This is a genomic window from Cetobacterium sp. ZOR0034 (genome assembly GCF_000799075.1).
Classification (GTDB): domain Bacteria; phylum Fusobacteriota; class Fusobacteriia; order Fusobacteriales; family Fusobacteriaceae; genus Cetobacterium_A.
On sequence record NZ_JTLI01000014.1, the window covers coordinates 80490 to 98627 of the forward strand.

Genomic DNA, 18138 nt, shown 5'->3' on the forward strand with positions numbered 1-18138 from the left:
CTACTTTTGCCCAGGATATTTTATTCTCACATGGTGAATACTCATCAATACCTTTGTAAAAGTTTTAATTATTATTTCAATCTCTTTAAATGTTAGTGCCGCTTCAGAAAGTTGATTATCCTCTATTTTCGAGTTAATAATCCTTCTTAACATATTTTCAATAGTTATTGGCGTTTTTTCATCTAAAGATCTTACCGCTGCTTCTATCGAATCAGCTAACATTATTATAGCCGATTCCTTACTTCTTGGAATTGGTCCACTATATTTAAAATCATCCTCTAAAACCGTTGGATCTAGCTGTTTAGCTTTATTATAAAAATAAGCTAACATAGTCGTTCCTTGATGCTCAAACATAACATCCCTTATCTCTCTTGGAATTTTATATTCTCTTCCTAACTCATTTCCATCTTTAGTATGAGATGTTATTATCAGAGTACTTAAAAATGGAGATATTTTAGAGTGAGGATTTTCTCCCCCCTCTTGGTTTTCCACATAAAATTTGGGTCTCTTCATTTTTCCTATATCATGATAGTAAGATGCAACTCTAGCAAATATTGCATTTGCACCTATAGCCTCTGCTGCTGCTTCAGATAAAGTTGCTACCATCATCGAATGATGGAACGTCCCTGGAGCCTTCATAGATAATAATTTTAATAAAGGATGAGACAAATCTCCTAATTCCAACAATCTAAATGTCGTCAAAATATTAAATGTTTTTTCAAAATACGGTAGAACAGCTATGGCTAACATACCTGAAAGCAGTCCCGATATAACTATTTCTCCACTTTGTAAGGCTATCAAGTTCTTTTCTCTTCCTATAAAATATGTTAATAATAAGTATAAGAAAAACTTAGTTACTGCTAACTTCATTCCTAAAGCAATTAACTCCTGTCTTGTTGTAACCTTCTCTATCAAATATGATCCCATCAAACAAGCTAAAAATGTCACTATTATAAAAATAGGATCGTATCCTACAATTGGGAATAAAAACGTTATTGACATCAATGTCATTATAAATGCAAAATCTTTAGCAAATAGTATAGACATCAAGAAAAACATAGTTTCAAACGGTACAAAATATATATGATCTGGTTGTGTAAATCTATATGCTAAAAATCCTATAGTATATATTAAAAACAAACTTCTATAAACATTTTTATTTAATATATTCTTTTTAAATTTATTTGCTAACAAATGATAAAATATAACAGTTAAAATAATTGTATATAAAAAATTTGCAACTGAAAAACCTAAACTTTTTTTATACGAATATATTCCCACAGCCTCTAAAAGTTTAGCTCTACTATCTGTTATTATATCTCCTTTTTTCACAAGTAAAGTTCCGGCTTTTATATCTAAAATCTGATCGTCTATCTGAGATATCTTTTCTGCTATCGAGTTTTTAGTTTTTGTTTCATCATAGATATAATTTGCCGTTAAAAAATTCTCTACAATTTTCTTATCAAAATCAGACAGTTCTAAAAATAATTCATCATTTGGAGGAGAGATTGTTAAACTTCCTTTTTCTCTTATGATTCCTGTTGCATAAGCTTTTGTTAAAAATCCTATAACTCTTTCTTTAGTATCCGTCAAATCTCTTTTATTTAGCTGAGTCAATTCATTTATCAATTTTGGAGATAACGGTTTCCCTATTATATCTTCAACTCTATCTAAATAAAGTTTATTTTTTTTGAAATCTTTCTTCAAAATTTCATCAAATAAATATTCAGCACCAGATATATAAACGCTACCTGCTTGAGGTACATAGATATATTCTTTCTTTGAACCTTCCATTAAATTTTTTATAATATCTTGTTTTTTATCTCTATCATTAAAAAGAATACTCTTTGGAGAGTAAATATCATTTATTGCTACATCTCCTATATCATACTTTTGTGTATTTACTATATAGCCACTCTTTGAACTAATAACTATTACCATAACCATCAAAATTAAATAAAATATTTTCTCCTTTAAATGATTATCTTTCGTATATAATTCAGCATCATCTGCATTCTTTTTGTTAATCTTAAAAGTCAAGCTCAGACCAAACAGCTCAATTTTCTTCATATTAGTTACTCCTTTTAAGTTTTAGAAATATCCTTTAAAATATCTTCTTTATTAAGTATCTTTATATTTTTTGTAGGTATTGCATCTTTAAAGTATTTTCCATAGCTTTTTGTTATTACTCTATTATCTAATATTGTAACAATTCCTCTATCACTTTTACTTCTTATCAATCTTCCAATTCCTTGTTTAAATTTAATTACTGATTCTGGAATTTGATATTCTACAAAAGCATTTTTATTTTGTTGAGTTATATTTTCTATTATTGCTTCTGTAATAGGGTCACTTGGAACTTTAAATGGTAGCTTTATTATAATTACAGAACTTAATTGTTCTCCCTTTATATCTACCCCTTCCCAGAAAGAATCTGTTCCAAATAAAACTGGATTTTTTATATTTTTATACATATTCACAAGCTGAGTTCTCGGAGCTTGTCCTTGAATTAATAAATTTAATCCTGCGTCTTCTAAATCATCTTTTATCATATAATACATATAATTTAATGTCGTATAAGAAGTAAATAGTATAAAACATTTCCCTGAAGTTTTCAATATCAAATTTTTTAAAAAATCTCTAATACTGTCTATAAATTTTGGATCACTTGGATTTAAAAGATCTTTAGGTAAATAAACTTTCATTTGATTATCATAATCAAATGGTGAATGAATAACTTTTTCTAAAGTTTTTTCTTTTAATCCTATGCTCTCTTTAAAATATGAAAAATCACTTCCTATTGCTATTGTTGCAGATGTGAAAATCATCTGTTTTAAATTTGTATATAGATTTTTATCTAGTTCTCCATCTATTTTTAGTGGTGTTGCCACCAATTTAGAATTACTTTTTTTTCCATTTACTTCTGCCCAATAAATAAATTTCTCATCATCTAAAGCATTAATAAATTTTAAATTTTCAAAGAACCCGTCTAATCGATCTATATATCTTGAAAAATCACTTATATATCCCTCTTTATCCTCTAAATCTTTTATTCTTCCTAATATAGTTCTAACTTTTTTTAAATATGATGATAGATCTGCTATAAATTCATCCTTCAAATTATCTAGCTGCTCATAGAATACAGCTCTTTCAAATTCATTTTTCTTTAATCTATAAGTTATGCTCGACATTTGTCCCTTTGAAAAAATTTCTATTAAAAAATTAAAATACGCTCTTCCAGATGTAAATAAATTACGATGTCTCAATTTAATATCATTCTCTAAATCTGATTCAGTTCCTTTTTTTCCATCATAATCCGCTGTTTTTAAATAATTTATTAAGACATCTAAACTTCCCGTTCCTCTTTTTTTAGATTTTTCCATTGTATATATTTGATTCATAGTTTTTGTAAACCCGTATTTTGAAACATCATAAGAAAAATAATCTCTTGCCACTTTTTCAACATTATGAGCTTCATCAAAAACAACCAATTCATATTCTGGCAAAATTGAATATTCCGTATTGAATCCTATCTCTTTTCTTATTGCCAAATCAGAAAAATACATATGATGATTTGTTATCAGTATATCTGCTTTCTTCTTCTCATCTCTGGCTTTTAAAAAGTAACAGTCAGCTTTAAAAGGACATTTATTTCCTGCACACATGTCACTCTCACTCTGAAAATGCTCCCAAATTGTATAATCGACTTCAAATGGAAGCTCTGCCTTATCTCCACTTTCTGTTTTACCACCCCATTTTAAAACTTCTCGAAACTGAGCCTTTTGATTTTGGCTATATTCTTCAAAATCTACAATATCTCCCGTTGCTACATTGTGTAATTTTCTATTACAAAGGTAATTCCCTCTACCTTTAACTAACATATAATTAAAGTCTCCTTGGATAACTTTTTTAGCTATCGGAATATCTTTGTTTAAAAGTTGTTCTTGTAAATTTATTGTATTTGTACTTATAACAACTCTTTTTTTATTTTTTATGCTCCATTCAATTGCTGGTATTAAATATCCTAAAGTCTTTCCTGTTCCTGTTCCAGCCTCTACTATTACTTTCGTTTCTGTATTTAATCCATTTTCAATAACTTCAGCCATCTCTAACTGTTCATTTCTATATTCAAACTCTTTAAAAAGATTGGCTAAAAGTCCATTTTTTTCAAAATATGGCTTTATATCTATCTTTACATTTTTTCTTTGAATCAACTCTACAATCACATAAATATCCGTTACATCATTATTTACTATATATGATGCTCCATCAAGTCTATTTGAATATATAGCCGCTATTTCAACATCGGGGTCTGACGGATATAAATGACCTGAAGGATGATTGTGTATTATAACTTCACCTTTTCTCATCGCTTTCAGTATTGCTGGAACTGAATATCTATTTCCTCTAGCTAAAACTTCGACATCTATCACTATGCCATTTTCATCTGGAATACCTCTAAAAAATACCTCATTTCCATCTACATTCTCTATCTCTAATCTCATTTTTTCTGCAGCTATTAAAGATATTTTTTCCTCTATATTCATTCTTATCCTTTCTTTATTTACTAATTTCTATCTATAATATAATACCCTTTTTTTGAAAAAATATAAAATATTTTTTTAATTATCTTCTTTTTTTCTATTAAATATGATAAAATATCTTAGGTCCATTGTACAAATTGTGTCTCTTTTTATGCTTACCTGTCAAATTGAACTACCATACTTGGTATTAGAATCATATTGACATAAAGCGTTATTTATGTTATTATGATATGAAAATTTTATTTAAAATTAAAGGGAGGTTTTTGATTTGGCACATTCAAAATCAGCAAAAAAGAGAGTTATCGTAGCGGAGAGAAACAGAGAGAGAAATCAAGCTGTAAAATCTAGAGTAAAAACTATGCTTAAAAAGGTATTAGTAGCAGTAGAAACTAAAGAGGTTGAGGCTGCTAACGCTGCTTTATCTGTAGCTTACAAAGAGTTAGATAAAGCTGTAAGCAAAGGAATCATGAAGAAGAACACAGCTTCTAGAAGAAAAGCTAGATTAGCTGCAAAAGTTAACGCTTTATAATCGATGCTATCGAAGAAATAAAACTGGAGACATCTCCAGTTTTATTTTATTTTTGGAGGAGGATTTTCAATGATTAAACTTATTGTTTTAGATGTCGATGGAACATTAACTGATGGAAAACTTTACGTTTCAAATTCAGGAGACGAGATGAAAGCTTTTAATGTTAAGGATGGTCTAGGAATAACTCAAGCTATTGCTCAAGGTAAAGAAATAGCTATTATAACTGGAAAGACATCACATATTGTTACTAAGCGTTGTCAAGAACTTGGAATAAATGAGATTCACCAAGGAATTAAAAATAAAATAGCGACACTTGATTTAATTTTAGAAAAATACAATATTTCATATGAAAATGTTGCCTATATGGGTGATGATTTAATTGATTTAGCTGTTATGAAAAAATGTAAACTTGCTGCTGCTCCAAAAGATTCTGTTGAAGAAATTTTACAAATATCTGATTTTATCTCTACTAGAAATGGTGGCGATGGAGCGGTTAGAGAATTTATTGAATATATATTAAAAAAAGAAAACTTATGGACCAATGTAGTTAATAACTTTACTCCAACAGAACAATAAAAAAATAGCTGAAATTCAGCTATTTTTTTTTGCAAACAAAACACAACAAAGATATGACGTTATTGGAACTGCAACTAATATTCCTATACTTCCTGCAAAAGCTCTAAGTATATCTGCTGCTACAGATTCAAAGTTCAAAATTCTAATCAATGGAAATTGCTCTTTTTGTAAATATATAAATAATGTAGAAAGAATTCCACTTCCTATATAAGCTAGTATAAGAGTATTTACCATAGTTCCTATTATGTCTGCTCCTATTCTCATTCCAGAATCGAAAATCTCTTTTTTCGTTATATTAGAGGCTACAGCCTTAAGCTCAGTTAATGCCGAAGAGATTGACATCGATACATCCATTACTGCCCCCATACTTCCTAAAATAACTCCAGCCGAAATTATCTCTCTCACTCTTATACCTTGAAGTAATGCCGAATAATTTAATGCTTCTACAGATACAAAACCTGTCATTGCCATTTTATAAGAAAAATACATCGAAATTACTCCTGCTATAATCACTCCAGCAACCGCTCCAAGAATTGCAACAATACCCTTTTGAGAAAATCCTGTTGTCAAAAATATTGTAATCGTAGAACATAGAAGTGCACATAATGTTGATATAAGAATTGGAGAATATCCATTTGCTATCATTGGTAAAAATATATTATATATTATAGCCACTACAATAACTAAAGAGAGTAAGGCTTTTATGCCTTTAAGTTTGGCTATAAAAATTGTTAACGCTACAAAAATCCCAATTATAACTAATATTGAATCTCTTTTATCTATGTCTACTATATAGTATGTATTTCCAGCTTCATCACTACTTTCTTTATATAAAACGATATTTTGCTTTTCTCTTATAAATATATTATATGCTCTCTCTTCATAAACCGGAGATTGAACTAATACCTCTTTATTCTTATCCTCCCCTTCTAAAATTTTAACTTTATACTCCTCTATCTCTCTTATTCCATCCTGTTCATTATACCCATTTTTTATTACATTTTCTAAAGATAGTATTTTTCCTTTTATATACTCTTCTTGCCTTATCTCTTCTGTATAGCTTTCAATATTTTGTGAAAATATAACTATTGAAAATATTGAAAACAACAAAATTATCATTCTTTTCATGACTTTTCCCCTTTATACTTTTTCATTGTGTATTTCTTGTGTAACTTATAAAAAAAAACGAGGAAAATTTCCTCGTTTTAAAATTACTTTCTGATTCCTAATTTAGCAATTAAAGCTCTGTATCCTTCGATATCTTTGCTCATTAAGTAGCTTAATAATCTCTTTCTTTTTCCAACCATTTTTAATAATCCTAATCTTGAATGGAAGTCTTTCTTGTGAGTTCTTAAGTGGTTAGTTAAGTGGTTGATTTGTGCTGTTAATATAGCAACTTGAACCTCTGTAGATCCTGTATCTTTTCCATCTTTTCCGTATGCTGCGATGATTTCTGCTTTGTTTATAGCCATTTTTATTTCCTCCTGAATATTTAATATCTAGGCCAAGGTCTACGGGGCTTAATCGTAAATCCTAGCAAAGATTAAATTAATTATAACATAATTTCTTTTTTTAGTAAAGTTTATTTTCTAGATATTACTCTGGTGTATTATCCAAAACTGATTGAGCTGCTTTTTGCTTTAGCTCCTCTTTTAACTTTTCCTCTTCTTCTTTTAAATCCACAATTTTTTCTTCGATACTATTTTCTTTTTCTAATCTTTCAACAGTTTTCCCTGCTAACATCTCATCTAACTCTTCACCATTTATTGTTTCTAATCTCAATAAAGCTTGAGTTATCTCTTCAAGTTTATCTCTATTATCTGTTAAAATCTCTTTAGCTTTAGCATAAGCTGTAGAAACTAATCTTCTAATCTCATCGTCAATCTCTTTAGATGTCGTTTCACCATAAAGCTTTTGCTGGAACATATCTCCATCACGTGTAGCATCTAACATTATTGGTCCAAATTTATCACTCATTCCATATTTTGTTACCATGGCATGAGCTATTGCTGTTGCCCTTTCAATATCGTTACTTGCTCCCGTTGTTATATCTCCAAATACAATCTCCTCTGCGGCTCTTCCTCCTAATAAAGTTACAAGCTCAGATAAAAATTCATTTTTTGATTTAAGATATCTATCTTCCGTTGGTAGCGTCATAGTATATCCTAACGCAGCCATACCTCTTGGAATAATCGTCACTTTGTGAACTGGCTCTGTATTTGGTGATAATCTCTGAGTCATTGCGTGCCCTACCTCATGATAAGCTACAATGATTCTTTCTTTCTGAACAGCCATTCTCGATTTTCTTTCTGGACCTATAGTAACTTTTTCTGAAGCTTCTTCTAAATCTGCCATATTTATCTCTTCTCTTCCAGCTCTTGCAGCTAAAATAGCGGCTTCATTTAACATATTTGCTATATCTGCTCCAACAAATCCAGGTGTTTTTCTTGCGATTACTTCAAAATCTACATCTGAAGCAAACTTTTTATTTTTAGAGTGAACTTTTAAAATAGCTTCTCTTCCTTTTATATCTGGTCTATCAACAACAACTTGTCTATCAAATCTTCCAGGTCTCATTAACGCTTTATCTAAAATTTCCGGTCTGTTTGTTGCTGCTAAAACAATGATTGTCTCTTCAGTTCCAAATCCATCCATCTCTACTAAAAGTTGGTTAAGTGTTTGTTCTCTTTCGTCGTTTCCTCCACCTTGACCACTTCCTCTTTTTCTACCTACAGCATCAATCTCATCTATAAAAATTATACAAGGAGAGTTTTTTCTAGCTTTAGAGAACAAATCTCTAACTCTTGAAGCTCCAACCCCTACGAACATTTCTACGAACTCTGATCCTGACATACTAAAGAATGGAACTCCAGCTTCTCCAGCTACCGCTTTTGCTAAAAGTGTCTTTCCTGTACCTGGTGATCCTAATAAAAGAACTCCCTTAGGAATTTTAGCACCTAAATTTTTAAACTTATCCGGCTCTTTTAAAAACTGAACAACCTCTTCTAATTCGATTTTAGCTTCATCAATTCCAGCTACATCCGCAAAAGTTACTTGAGATACATTTTCTCCATTTTCTTTTGCCTTAGATTTACCCATATTGAAAACTTGAGGTCCTCCACCTCCACCTTTATTCATTTTGTTAAGCATAAATATCCAGATTCCAATTAATAATAGCATTGGGAACCAAGATGCTAGCATATTTAATAAGAATGGTAGCTCTTGTGGTGGTAACGATTCAATTTTGACTGTCTTACTTTCTATCAAGCTAACAAGTTGAGAATCTCCCCCTAATCTATCAGTTATCATTCTAGCTTTTACTGCTGTCGTATCTTTTTCAGAAGTATATCCATAAACATACCCTTCTCTTTCATCTACTCTAACAAGTTTGTTATCGTTTAACTCTTTTATAAAATCAGTATAACTAATAGTCTTTACATTTGATGAATCTGACTTTGAGAACATTGTTGGTAGTGATAAAATTATTGTTACTATAAACAACAACATTACAAATCCTTTAAGATTAAATTTCCCTCCAATTTCTCTAGGTTCTCCAGATTCTTTTTCCTGCTTACTTTTATCTATTCCCTCTTTTAATTTTTCCTTAATTTTTCTTTTTCTTTCCTCTAATTCACTTTGTTCTTGTTCATCTTTTACTTTTTTTTCTTCTTCTTTTTTAGCTTCATCATCATGCACGTCATCTTTTTTTGGCTCTTCTTCAATGAAGTTATGCAATGCCATTTTTTCATTATCTTCTCTATTCTTCATCTTGCCTCCTTATGATTAGCTTAATTCCTTTTTCATTTTTTCTACATTTAAAGTCTTCACTTTTTTTTACTCCTGAAATCCAGACAATCTCATTATCTTTTATTACTAATGGGATTGTACCCCTCATTTCCTTTGGTATCTTCTCATTTATAAATATATCTTTTACTTTTTTATGAGAAGTCATTCCTAAAGGTTTTATTCTATCCCCATCCTTTCGATACCTTATCTCTAAAGTATCACCTATTTTTAAATTTGTTAAAAATTCATTTTTACCAAAACTTCTTTCATCTAGAAATGCTTCTAAAATAAAATTATCAACTTTTATTTTAAAGGGTACTTTTTTTATAAGACTAATATTTATATTTTCTAAATTATCTATATTTTCCTTCTCTATCCAAATATTTTTATATTGTTTTTTTAAAATAAAATTATTTTCTAAGTGTATATTTTTACTTCCTGAACTTTTAAATAGTTTTATTACATTTCCAATTTTTTCTCTAGATGATTCTAATTCAAACTCTTTAAAATATTCATTAATTATTTTTCTTTGGATATAACTATCTTCTGTTTGAATCAAATCTATATTTAAAACTTCCTTATCATTTTCAAGAATTTTATATTTTTCTAAATCTATTTTGAGAATCTCATTAACCTCTTTAATCTCTTCAATTAAATTATGAACTTTATCTTTAAAACTAACATTATATCTTTCTTCTATAAATGGAATTAAATCCAATCTTATGCTGTTTCTAGTAAAATCGTTTTCAAAATTTGTTTCATCTACTCTATATTCAATATTTTGGGTATCTAAAAAATTTAAAATATCATTTTTATATGTTTCATTTATAGGTCTAATTATATTTTCTCTATGTTGAATTCCTTCTAAACCTTCCAAAGATGAACCTCTAATAAGTCTAAATAAAAAGTTTTCGATTTGATCATCTAAATTGTGAGCTATTGCTATTTTATTACTATTTGTTTCTTTTAAAACTTCTGAAAAGAATTCATATCTTATCATTCTTCCCGCTTCCTCTAATCCAATTCCATTTTCTTTAGCTACTGTTTCCATCGAAGCTCTTTTTATAAAAACTGGTATTCCTATCTTTTCTCCGCTTAAAAGACTAAATTTCTCATCACCGTCTGAATTCTTACCTCTAAACAAGTGGTTAATATGGGCTAATACAAACTCAAAGTCTAACTCTTTTTTTAATTCTTTTAAAACTTCTAATAAAAATACTGAATCTGGTCCTCCTGAAAAACCAAGAACAATTTTATCTCCATTTTCTATTAATTTTTCATTTTTTATTTTTTTTAAAATTTTTCTTAACATAATTTTACCCTTCATGACAGTATTTTATAGAATTATACCATATAGAGAATCTTTTTCAAACTCTTTTCCCTCTTATTTTTATTTAAAAATCTCTAGTTTTGGTTTTTTATTCGAGTAATTGAAAAATATTTCAATTGTATCTACTCTGTGATTTAAAACATCATATTCGAATTTTTCAAATTCAGTTTTTTTATAGGCTTCTCTTGTTGATGAAAAGTTTTTTTCGACTACTATTTCATTGTATTTTTCTTTATCTTTTTTAGAAATAAACCATTCTGGATAAGCTCCTGGTTTACCTAAAAGTAAATAATCCAACTTTAAATACTCAATAAAAATATCTTTTCCTATAAAATTCTTTTCTTTATAAAATTTAACCAAGTGATTAAATATGGCAACTATCTTGTGCCCAACTCCTAAAAGGTTATTTTTTTCATAATATTCTGCAATCTCCTCAAAGAAAGTAAATGGTCTATCATAATGATTATCAATTATATATTTTACAGAGTTTTTAAATTTTTCAGAATTATAATAGAAATCTAACATTTTTTCAAGATTTTTCAATTTAACTAATTCAGTATAATTTATAAAACAATTTGATAATATCTCGTATGGCGGAAACTCCATATATTTATAATCATATTCTTCTATCTCTTTAGAAATTTTTGTCCCACTCAATATTTTTAAAAAACCTAATTGAATCATCTCGGCATCTAAATCATAAACATAGTCAAACGAATCTTTAAATGTTTCATATGTATCGTGTGGAAGTCCTGCAATTAAATCTACATGTAGATGAACATTTTTCGATATTGCCTTTATATTATATCTCAATCTTTCAAGTAGATTTCTTCTATTAATGCTATTCATTGTATCTTTATTAATACTTTGAACTCCAATTTCAAATTGAAAGTAACCCTCTGGAACTTTTTTTAAGAATTCTATAATTTCATCATCAAATATATTAGCATTTATTTCAAAATGGAATGTTACATTTTCCTTATAGTTTTCTAATAAAAATTCCCAAATTCCTAAATATCTTTCTTTTCTTAAATTATAAGTTCTATCAACAAATTTAACTAACTCAACACCTGAATCTAAAAATTTCTTTAAATCAGTTTTTACTCTTTCTAAGCTCCAATATCTAACACCCTTATCTATAGATGATAGACAATAAGAACAGCTAAACGGGCATCCTCTACTCGATTCATAATAAAGTATTTTTATATTCTCTTTTAATTCGTTTTCTGTATATGGAAAAGGAATCGTATCTAAATTCTCAATTGGAAACTCATCTCCATTATAGATAAACTCTCCATTTTTTAAAGTTGCCACTCCTCTTTGTAATTTATCATTCTCTACTAAAAAGTTATAAAGAACTTTTTCTCCCTCTCCAATCAGAACATAGTCAATAGCTCCATTTTCTAATAAAGATTCTTTTGCATTATAACTAACTTCTGGTCCACCAAGAGTAATTGTTACGTCTGGTCTAATCTTTCTTAATTCCTTTATAATTCTAAACACATACTCTTTATTCCAAATATAAGTTGAAAATATATAGTGATCTGCGTCAAGATTAAATAAATCTGTAATTATACTTTGAACTTGATTATTTATATTACTTTCATAAAGTTCTATTTTTAAATCACTGTATTTTTCTACATAACTTTTTAAATATCTAATTGCTAAATTCGTATGTATAAACTGACTATTTATACCGACTAAAACTATTTTATTCATAATTTTTTCTCCTGCTTATTTTTTCTTTTGAACTTCTAAATGCTCTCTATATGTTTTTGTAAACGTATGTTTTCCTGTGCTTGTAACAACAAAAAATAGGTAATCTGTTTCGGCTGGATTCATCGCTGCCATCACCGAAGAATAATCTGGGTTTGATATTGGTCCCGGTGGTAATCCTCTATACATATATGTATTGTAAGGAGAATCTATTTTTAAATCTTTGTAATACATTCTTCTCTTACTGTAGTCATATAAATAATTTACTGTTGCATCAGATCCTAATTTCATACCTTTTTTCAAACGATTATAAAAAACTGATGACATCAAAGGTTTCTCATCCTTCAATTGCGCTTCTCTTTCAATTATTGATGCCATGATTAACTTTTCATAAAACTCTTTTTTATCAGAATACTTATCAGGTGGGAATATCTTCAAAAATTGTCCTAGCATAGCCTTCGCTACCTCTTTCTCATTTGTATCTACTGCTAAATAGTATGTTTCTGGATATAAATATCCCTCAAAGTTTCCATCAGGGGTTAAATATGGAAAATCCTTTATTTCCTTTAAAGCATTTCTCAATCCCTCTTCAGTACCAATTCCTCTTTCTTTAAGTAAAGACCCTATCTCTTTTATTGAATATCCTTCTGGTATTGTTAAAATTGTGTATTTAACTCTTCCCTCTTCCATCATTTGAATTATATCTCTATAAGAATATTTTCCATCTAACTCATAAAATCCAGCCTTTATATTTTTTCCTGAATTTTTTTCATATTTTAAAAATATTTTGAAGAAAATAGAATCTGCTATTCCCATCTGTTTAAATGCACTATTCAAACTTGTACCAGTTCTTAAGTTTACTTGAACTTTGTATTCTTTTTTTGCATCTACTTTTATTGAATACAACTTAAATATTGAAAAAACTCCTGTTAAAATAATTAATAAAAAAATTAAAAATTTTTTCTTCATAACACTCTCCCGATTTTATGCTGAAAAAAGCTGTACTTTGGTCTCCCTAGTTACAGCTTTTTCTTAATCTATTTAATTATCTTTTAGATTGTTTTGCTTTTTCGATTAAAGGCTTTCTTCCTTTTCTATCTTTTTGGAATACATCTACTATTGTTTCCGCTTCAACAAATGGTACAGATACGAATGAGAAGTTCTCATATATTTCTACACCTTTTAATTTTGATTCATGTACTTTAGCTTTCTTAGAGATTAAGTCCACTAATTTTCTTGGAGTCATTTTATCTTTCTTTCCAAGAGCAATGAATAATCTTGTTTTTCCTGTTTTATCGATAGAAACGCTCTCGATATCAGAGTAGTTAGTTTCTTCTAACTCTTCCTCATAACAATTCTTTAATATAGCAGCAATTACTTCAATTGGAGTAGCTTCTTGATTTAATAACTCTTTAGCCATATCATAGTAAGACTCAGCATCTCCATTTGATATTAAGTTAGCAACGTTATCAAATAATCTAGTTTTCTTAGCTAAGATTACATCTTTAACTCCTGGTACTTGCTCTTTTTTGATTTCTGTTTTTGTTATTCTTTGAATTTGAAGTAATTTTCTGTACTCAGAAGGAGTTATGAACGTTATAGCTGTTCCTTGCTTTCCTGCTCTTCCAGTTCTTCCAATTCTATGAACATAACTTTCTGCTTCTTGTGGTATAGCGTAGTTGATTACGTGAGTAAGATCATTTACGTCAATTCCTCTTGCAGCAACGTCAGTTGCTATTAGAATGTTTAAGTTTTTATTTTTAAATCTCTTTAAAGTAACTTCTCTATGGTTTTGGCTGATATCTCCATGAAGACCTTCAACGTCATATCCTCTATCTTGAAGTTTTCCTACTAATTCGTTAACATCATTTTTAGTTCTACAGAATACTATTCCGTAGAAATCAGCTTCGATATCAACTATTCTACATAAAGCCTCAAACTTATCTCTCTCTTTTACTTCGAAGTAAATTTGCTCAGTTAAGTTTGTAGTTAACTCTTTCTTTTTAACAGCTAATACTTCATGCTCTCCCATGTGAGATTTAGCTATCTTTAAAATTTCTGGTGGCATTGTAGCAGAGAAGAATAACATTCTTTTATCTTCGTTAGTTTGAGTTAAGATTTGCTCGATATCTTCTACAAATCCCATGTTTAACATTTCATCAGCTTCATCTAATATAAAGTAATCAATGTTGTTTAATTTTAAAACTTGTCTGTTCATTAAATCCATAACTCTTCCTGGAGTTCCAACAACTATATCAACACCTCTGTTAAGTTGTCTCTTTTGTTGCTCTAATGATTGTCCTCCATAAACTGGAATTATCTTTAATCTTCTTCCGTGTGCAAGCGAGTTCATCTCCTCAGCAACTTGAACTGCTAACTCTCTAGTTGGAGCTAAGATTATAGCTTGTACATGACCTGTACTCTTCTCAATTTTCTCTAAAATAGGTAATGAGAATGCAGCTGTCTTTCCTGTTCCTGTTTGAGCTTGTCCGATTATATCCTTATCTCCATTTAATAATGCAGGTATAGTTAATGCTTGTATTGGGCTTGGTCTTTCGAACCCTTTTTCTTGTAAAGGTTTTAACGTTTTTTCAGTTAAACCTAAATCTTTAAATGTTAATATACTTTCCATATTCACTTCCTTAATATTTTTATATTCATTCATTAGATTATAACATACATTTATAATTTTGTGTACTTTTTTTATCTTTTTATTTCTTATTTGTGAGTTGTTTTTTTACATGTTCTTATTCTGTAAGAATTTTTACTGTTTTAAGATATTGATTTTTTTTTAAAAATGTAGTAAATAAAGTATTAATAAGATTTTAGAGGAGGCTTTTATGATTATTGATAGAAAAAATGCGAAAAGAACTGTTATTTACATTAATGATTCTCAAAAAAATAATCTCCAAAACTTTTTACACTCTATCGGCTTTCATTATTATACTATCCAATCAAAACTTGAAGGTAGTTGGGAACATGGAATTAGACATCTAAATAATCATGTTTGGCCTGGTTCAGAAGCTGTTTTTCACCTAATTGTTTCTGGTTCAAAAGTTGATTTATTGCTACAAAAATTAAAAAGCTTTAGAATGGGATTACCTGACAATGTTGTTATGGCAGTACTCGTTTGTCCCTTAGATGATTTTATCTATAATATGATGACTGTTGATATAGAACCAGACTCATCGACCGAGAAAGTACACTGGCTAAAAGAAGATGAAAATTAATTATAAAAAAAGGAGCTAGTTCATAAATGAGCTAGCTCTCTTTAATTAATGTTTACACTTATCTTTTATACTACAACTTCCATTTTTGGCCTTTGAACAGTTACAACCGCTTTCACCTTTAAACATCTTATATAAACTTTTCAAAGCTATTGCTCCTATCACAACAACTATTCCAACTAAAATTAATGTTTTCATTTTCTCCTCCTTATAAAGAGTTAAAAGAACAGTTTTCCTATTTGGAATACTAAAGTAGACGCTATATAAGGTATAACTAAAAGTAATCCAATTACAAATCCTGTAAACTTATATCCGAACTCTTGCTTTATAGCTCCTAAAGTTACTACACAAGGAACTACTAGTAAAATATACACCATAAATGAATAAGCTCTTAGTGGTGCTAAATTATCTGTCCATAAAGCTTTCGTTGCCGCTACAACTCCACTTCCTTCTTCCTCTATCTCTTCCGCATCAGGTACTGTAAATAATCCACCAATATCAAAACTTAAAACTCCTACAACAGAATCTTTTATTGCTATTCCTAACCCAACAACTTGCTCAACTGTATCCTCTACAAATGTTGTTTCTTCCATCTCTTCCGCTTCTATAACATCTTCAGCTGATTCATCACCTACTAAAACTTGAGCCATAAATCCTACAACAATCTCTTTAGCAGCTAAGCTCGGTGGAATTGCGGCTACTGTTTCCCATCTATTTGCAAAACCTGTAGGTTGTAAAATTGGTTGGAACGTTTTTCCAAATTTGGCCATATAAGAATTTGATGTATCTCCATGATTTGGGAAGTATGTCAATGCCCATAAAATCATCAACATTCCCATGATAATTGTTGTTGCTTTTTTTAAGTATGATCCAGTTCTAGTTAAAGTTGATTTTAAAATAACTCTTAAACTTGGCACTCTATAAGGTGGTAATTCTATAAGTAATGCTCTTCCTTCAGATTTAAACATTTCAAAATTCTTTAAAACCAACCCTGTTAATATTGCTACAACAATTCCTAAAACATATAACGACATTACAACTAATCCAGCTTTAGCTCCAAAGAACGCCGCTGTAAATAACCCATATACAGGAAGCCTTGCTCCACAAGACATGAACGGTGCCATTGCTGCGGTCAATCTTCTTGATGAATCATCCTCTAAAGTTCTTGTTGCATATATTGCTGGTACAGTACATCCAAATCCAAGAACCATCGGAACAAACGCCTTACCATTTAATCCTAATTTTGTCATTATCTTATCCATAAGGAAAGCAACTCTAGACATATATCCACTTTCCTCAAGTAAAGCTAAGAAGAAGTATAAATAAAGCATTAATGGAACGAATACAACTACTCCACCTACTCCACCTAATATACCATCCATAACTAATGATGCTAACCAATCTGGGGTATTTTCATCTATTAACAACCCTACATATTTCCCTATATAGTCACTTACAAATCCATCTACCCAATCAATCAATGGTGCTGAACCATTAAATACAGTTCCCATCAATCCAACTATAATTAAGAAGAAGATTGGTAATCCCAAATATTTATTTAGTAAAACTCTATCAACTTTATCAGTGAAATCTAATCTAGATTTTATTGATGTTGTAAATGTTTTTGCTAAAATACCCTTTACAGTTCCATATCTACCTTCTGCGAATATAGTTTCTATATCCTCATCATGATCATCTTCTAATTGCTTCGTTCTCTTTATTATTTCAGAATCTAATTCATATCCATACTCTGATTTTAATATCTCTATTAAATGAGAATCTTGCTCTAATAATTTGATTGCTAAAAAATCCTCTCCGAATTTTTTTGATGCTTTGATTAACTTTTCATTACAATTAATATCACACTTTATTTTTTCAATTGCATCTTGTAAACAACTATCAAATAAAAGAGTGTATTTCTTATACTCTTTTTTTGCTTTTGCTATCTCTAAAGCTTTATCTAATAGTTCCTGTAAACCTGTTCTTTTTGTTGCTGATGTCATAACAACATCCATTTCTATCATATCTGTAAACTTTTTCATATCTAACTTATAGTTTAATTTTTCAAATTCGTCATAGAAATTCAATGCCATTACCATTGGTTTCTCTAACTCTTTCAATAACATTGTTAAATATAAATTTCTCTCTAAGTTTGTTGAATCAACTATATTTATGATTACATCCGGTTTTTCATTTATTATAAAATCTCTTGTTATTGTTTCTTCTAAAGTATAAGGACTTAAACTGTATACTCCAGGTAAATCTATACACTGAATTCTCTCTCCGTTATAATCAAATTCAGCTTCTTTTTTCTCAACTGTAACACCTGCCCAGTTCCCAACCTTTAGATTAGAACCTGCTATTGCGTTTATCAATGCTGATTTCCCTACATTTGGATTTCCTGTAAATGCTATTTTTATCATCTCTATC

Annotated in this window: 14 protein-coding genes; 3 read left to right on the forward strand and 11 right to left on the reverse strand. The window is 29.3% G+C overall.

The annotated features are described in order from the left end of the window. Both L992_RS04335 and L992_RS04340 read right to left on the reverse strand, forming a co-directional pair. Entirely contained in the window at positions 1-2070 is a 2070-nt protein-coding gene (locus tag L992_RS04335) for an HD family phosphohydrolase (RefSeq protein WP_047381562.1), read from the reverse strand. A 14-nt stretch (positions 2071-2084) separates the two neighbouring features. Further along, positions 2085-4547: a helicase C-terminal domain-containing protein gene (locus L992_RS04340; protein WP_047394612.1), complete on the reverse strand. Its 2463-nt coding sequence runs from the start codon at positions 4545-4547 to the stop codon at positions 2085-2087. A gap of 265 nt (positions 4548-4812) precedes the next feature. Between L992_RS04340 and rpsT the strand changes: the two genes are divergently transcribed. Together rpsT and L992_RS04350 are read left to right on the forward strand one after the other, a co-directional pair. Further along, entirely contained in the window at positions 4813-5073 is a 261-nt protein-coding gene (gene rpsT, locus L992_RS04345; RefSeq protein ID WP_047381566.1) for a 30S ribosomal protein S20, read from the forward strand. A 69-nt stretch (positions 5074-5142) separates the two neighbouring features. Beyond that, entirely contained in the window at positions 5143-5649 is a 507-nt protein-coding gene (locus L992_RS04350; protein ID WP_047394615.1) for an HAD family hydrolase, read from the forward strand. 15 nt (positions 5650-5664) lie between these two features. On the opposite strand, the gene L992_RS04355 is transcribed toward L992_RS04350, so the two are convergent. The 7 genes from L992_RS04355 to L992_RS04385 all read right to left on the reverse strand — a co-directional run bounded on the left by L992_RS04355 (position 5665) and on the right by L992_RS04385 (position 15113). Continuing rightward, positions 5665-6777 (reverse strand): YibE/F family protein, encoded by a 1113-nt coding sequence (locus L992_RS04355; RefSeq protein ID WP_047394618.1) that lies wholly within the window; start codon positions 6775-6777, stop codon positions 5665-5667. An 83-nt stretch (positions 6778-6860) separates the two neighbouring features. Continuing rightward, positions 6861-7121 (reverse strand): 30S ribosomal protein S15, encoded by a 261-nt coding sequence (gene rpsO / locus L992_RS04360; RefSeq protein WP_047381572.1) that lies wholly within the window; start codon positions 7119-7121, stop codon positions 6861-6863. A 124-nt stretch (positions 7122-7245) separates the two neighbouring features. Continuing rightward, complete coding sequence (gene ftsH / locus L992_RS04365) at positions 7246-9417, reverse strand: ATP-dependent zinc metalloprotease FtsH (protein WP_081982700.1); 2172 nt, start codon at positions 9415-9417, stop codon at positions 7246-7248. Continuing rightward, positions 9407-10747 carry a tRNA lysidine(34) synthetase TilS gene (gene tilS, locus L992_RS04370; protein ID WP_052191661.1) on the reverse strand — a complete coding sequence of 447 codons (1341 nt, stop codon included), beginning with the start codon at positions 10745-10747 and terminating at the stop codon, positions 9407-9409. Before tilS ends, ftsH begins: the two co-directional genes overlap by 11 nt. A 78-nt stretch (positions 10748-10825) precedes the next feature. Then, on the reverse strand, positions 10826-12484 hold the full coding sequence (locus tag L992_RS04375) for a B12-binding domain-containing radical SAM protein (RefSeq protein ID WP_047394620.1): 1659 nt from the start codon (positions 12482-12484) through the stop codon (positions 10826-10828). A gap of 15 nt (positions 12485-12499) precedes the next feature. Then, positions 12500-13450, reverse strand: a complete 951-nt coding sequence (mltG, locus tag L992_RS04380) for an endolytic transglycosylase MltG (RefSeq protein ID WP_047381579.1) — start codon at positions 13448-13450, stop codon at positions 12500-12502. 76 nt (positions 13451-13526) lie between these two features. Then, a complete protein-coding gene (locus L992_RS04385; RefSeq protein ID WP_047381580.1) occupies positions 13527-15113 on the reverse strand; it encodes a DEAD/DEAH box helicase in 1587 nt (528 codons plus the stop codon). Between the two features lie 208 nt (positions 15114-15321). Between L992_RS04385 and L992_RS04390 the strand changes: the two genes are divergently transcribed. Continuing rightward, positions 15322-15711, forward strand: coding sequence for a PG0541 family transporter-associated protein (locus tag L992_RS04390; RefSeq protein ID WP_052191662.1), 390 nt, complete (start codon positions 15322-15324; stop codon positions 15709-15711). Positions 15712-15756: 45 nt separating this feature from the next. On the opposite strand, the gene L992_RS13455 is transcribed toward L992_RS04390, so the two are convergent. Continuing rightward, positions 15757-15906 (reverse strand): FeoB-associated Cys-rich membrane protein, encoded by a 150-nt coding sequence (locus L992_RS13455; protein WP_156110641.1) that lies wholly within the window; start codon positions 15904-15906, stop codon positions 15757-15759. Between the two features lie 20 nt (positions 15907-15926). Beyond that, entirely contained in the window at positions 15927-18131 is a 2205-nt protein-coding gene (gene feoB / locus L992_RS04395; protein ID WP_047381582.1) for a ferrous iron transport protein B, read from the reverse strand. Between the last annotated feature and the right edge of the window lie 7 nt (positions 18132-18138).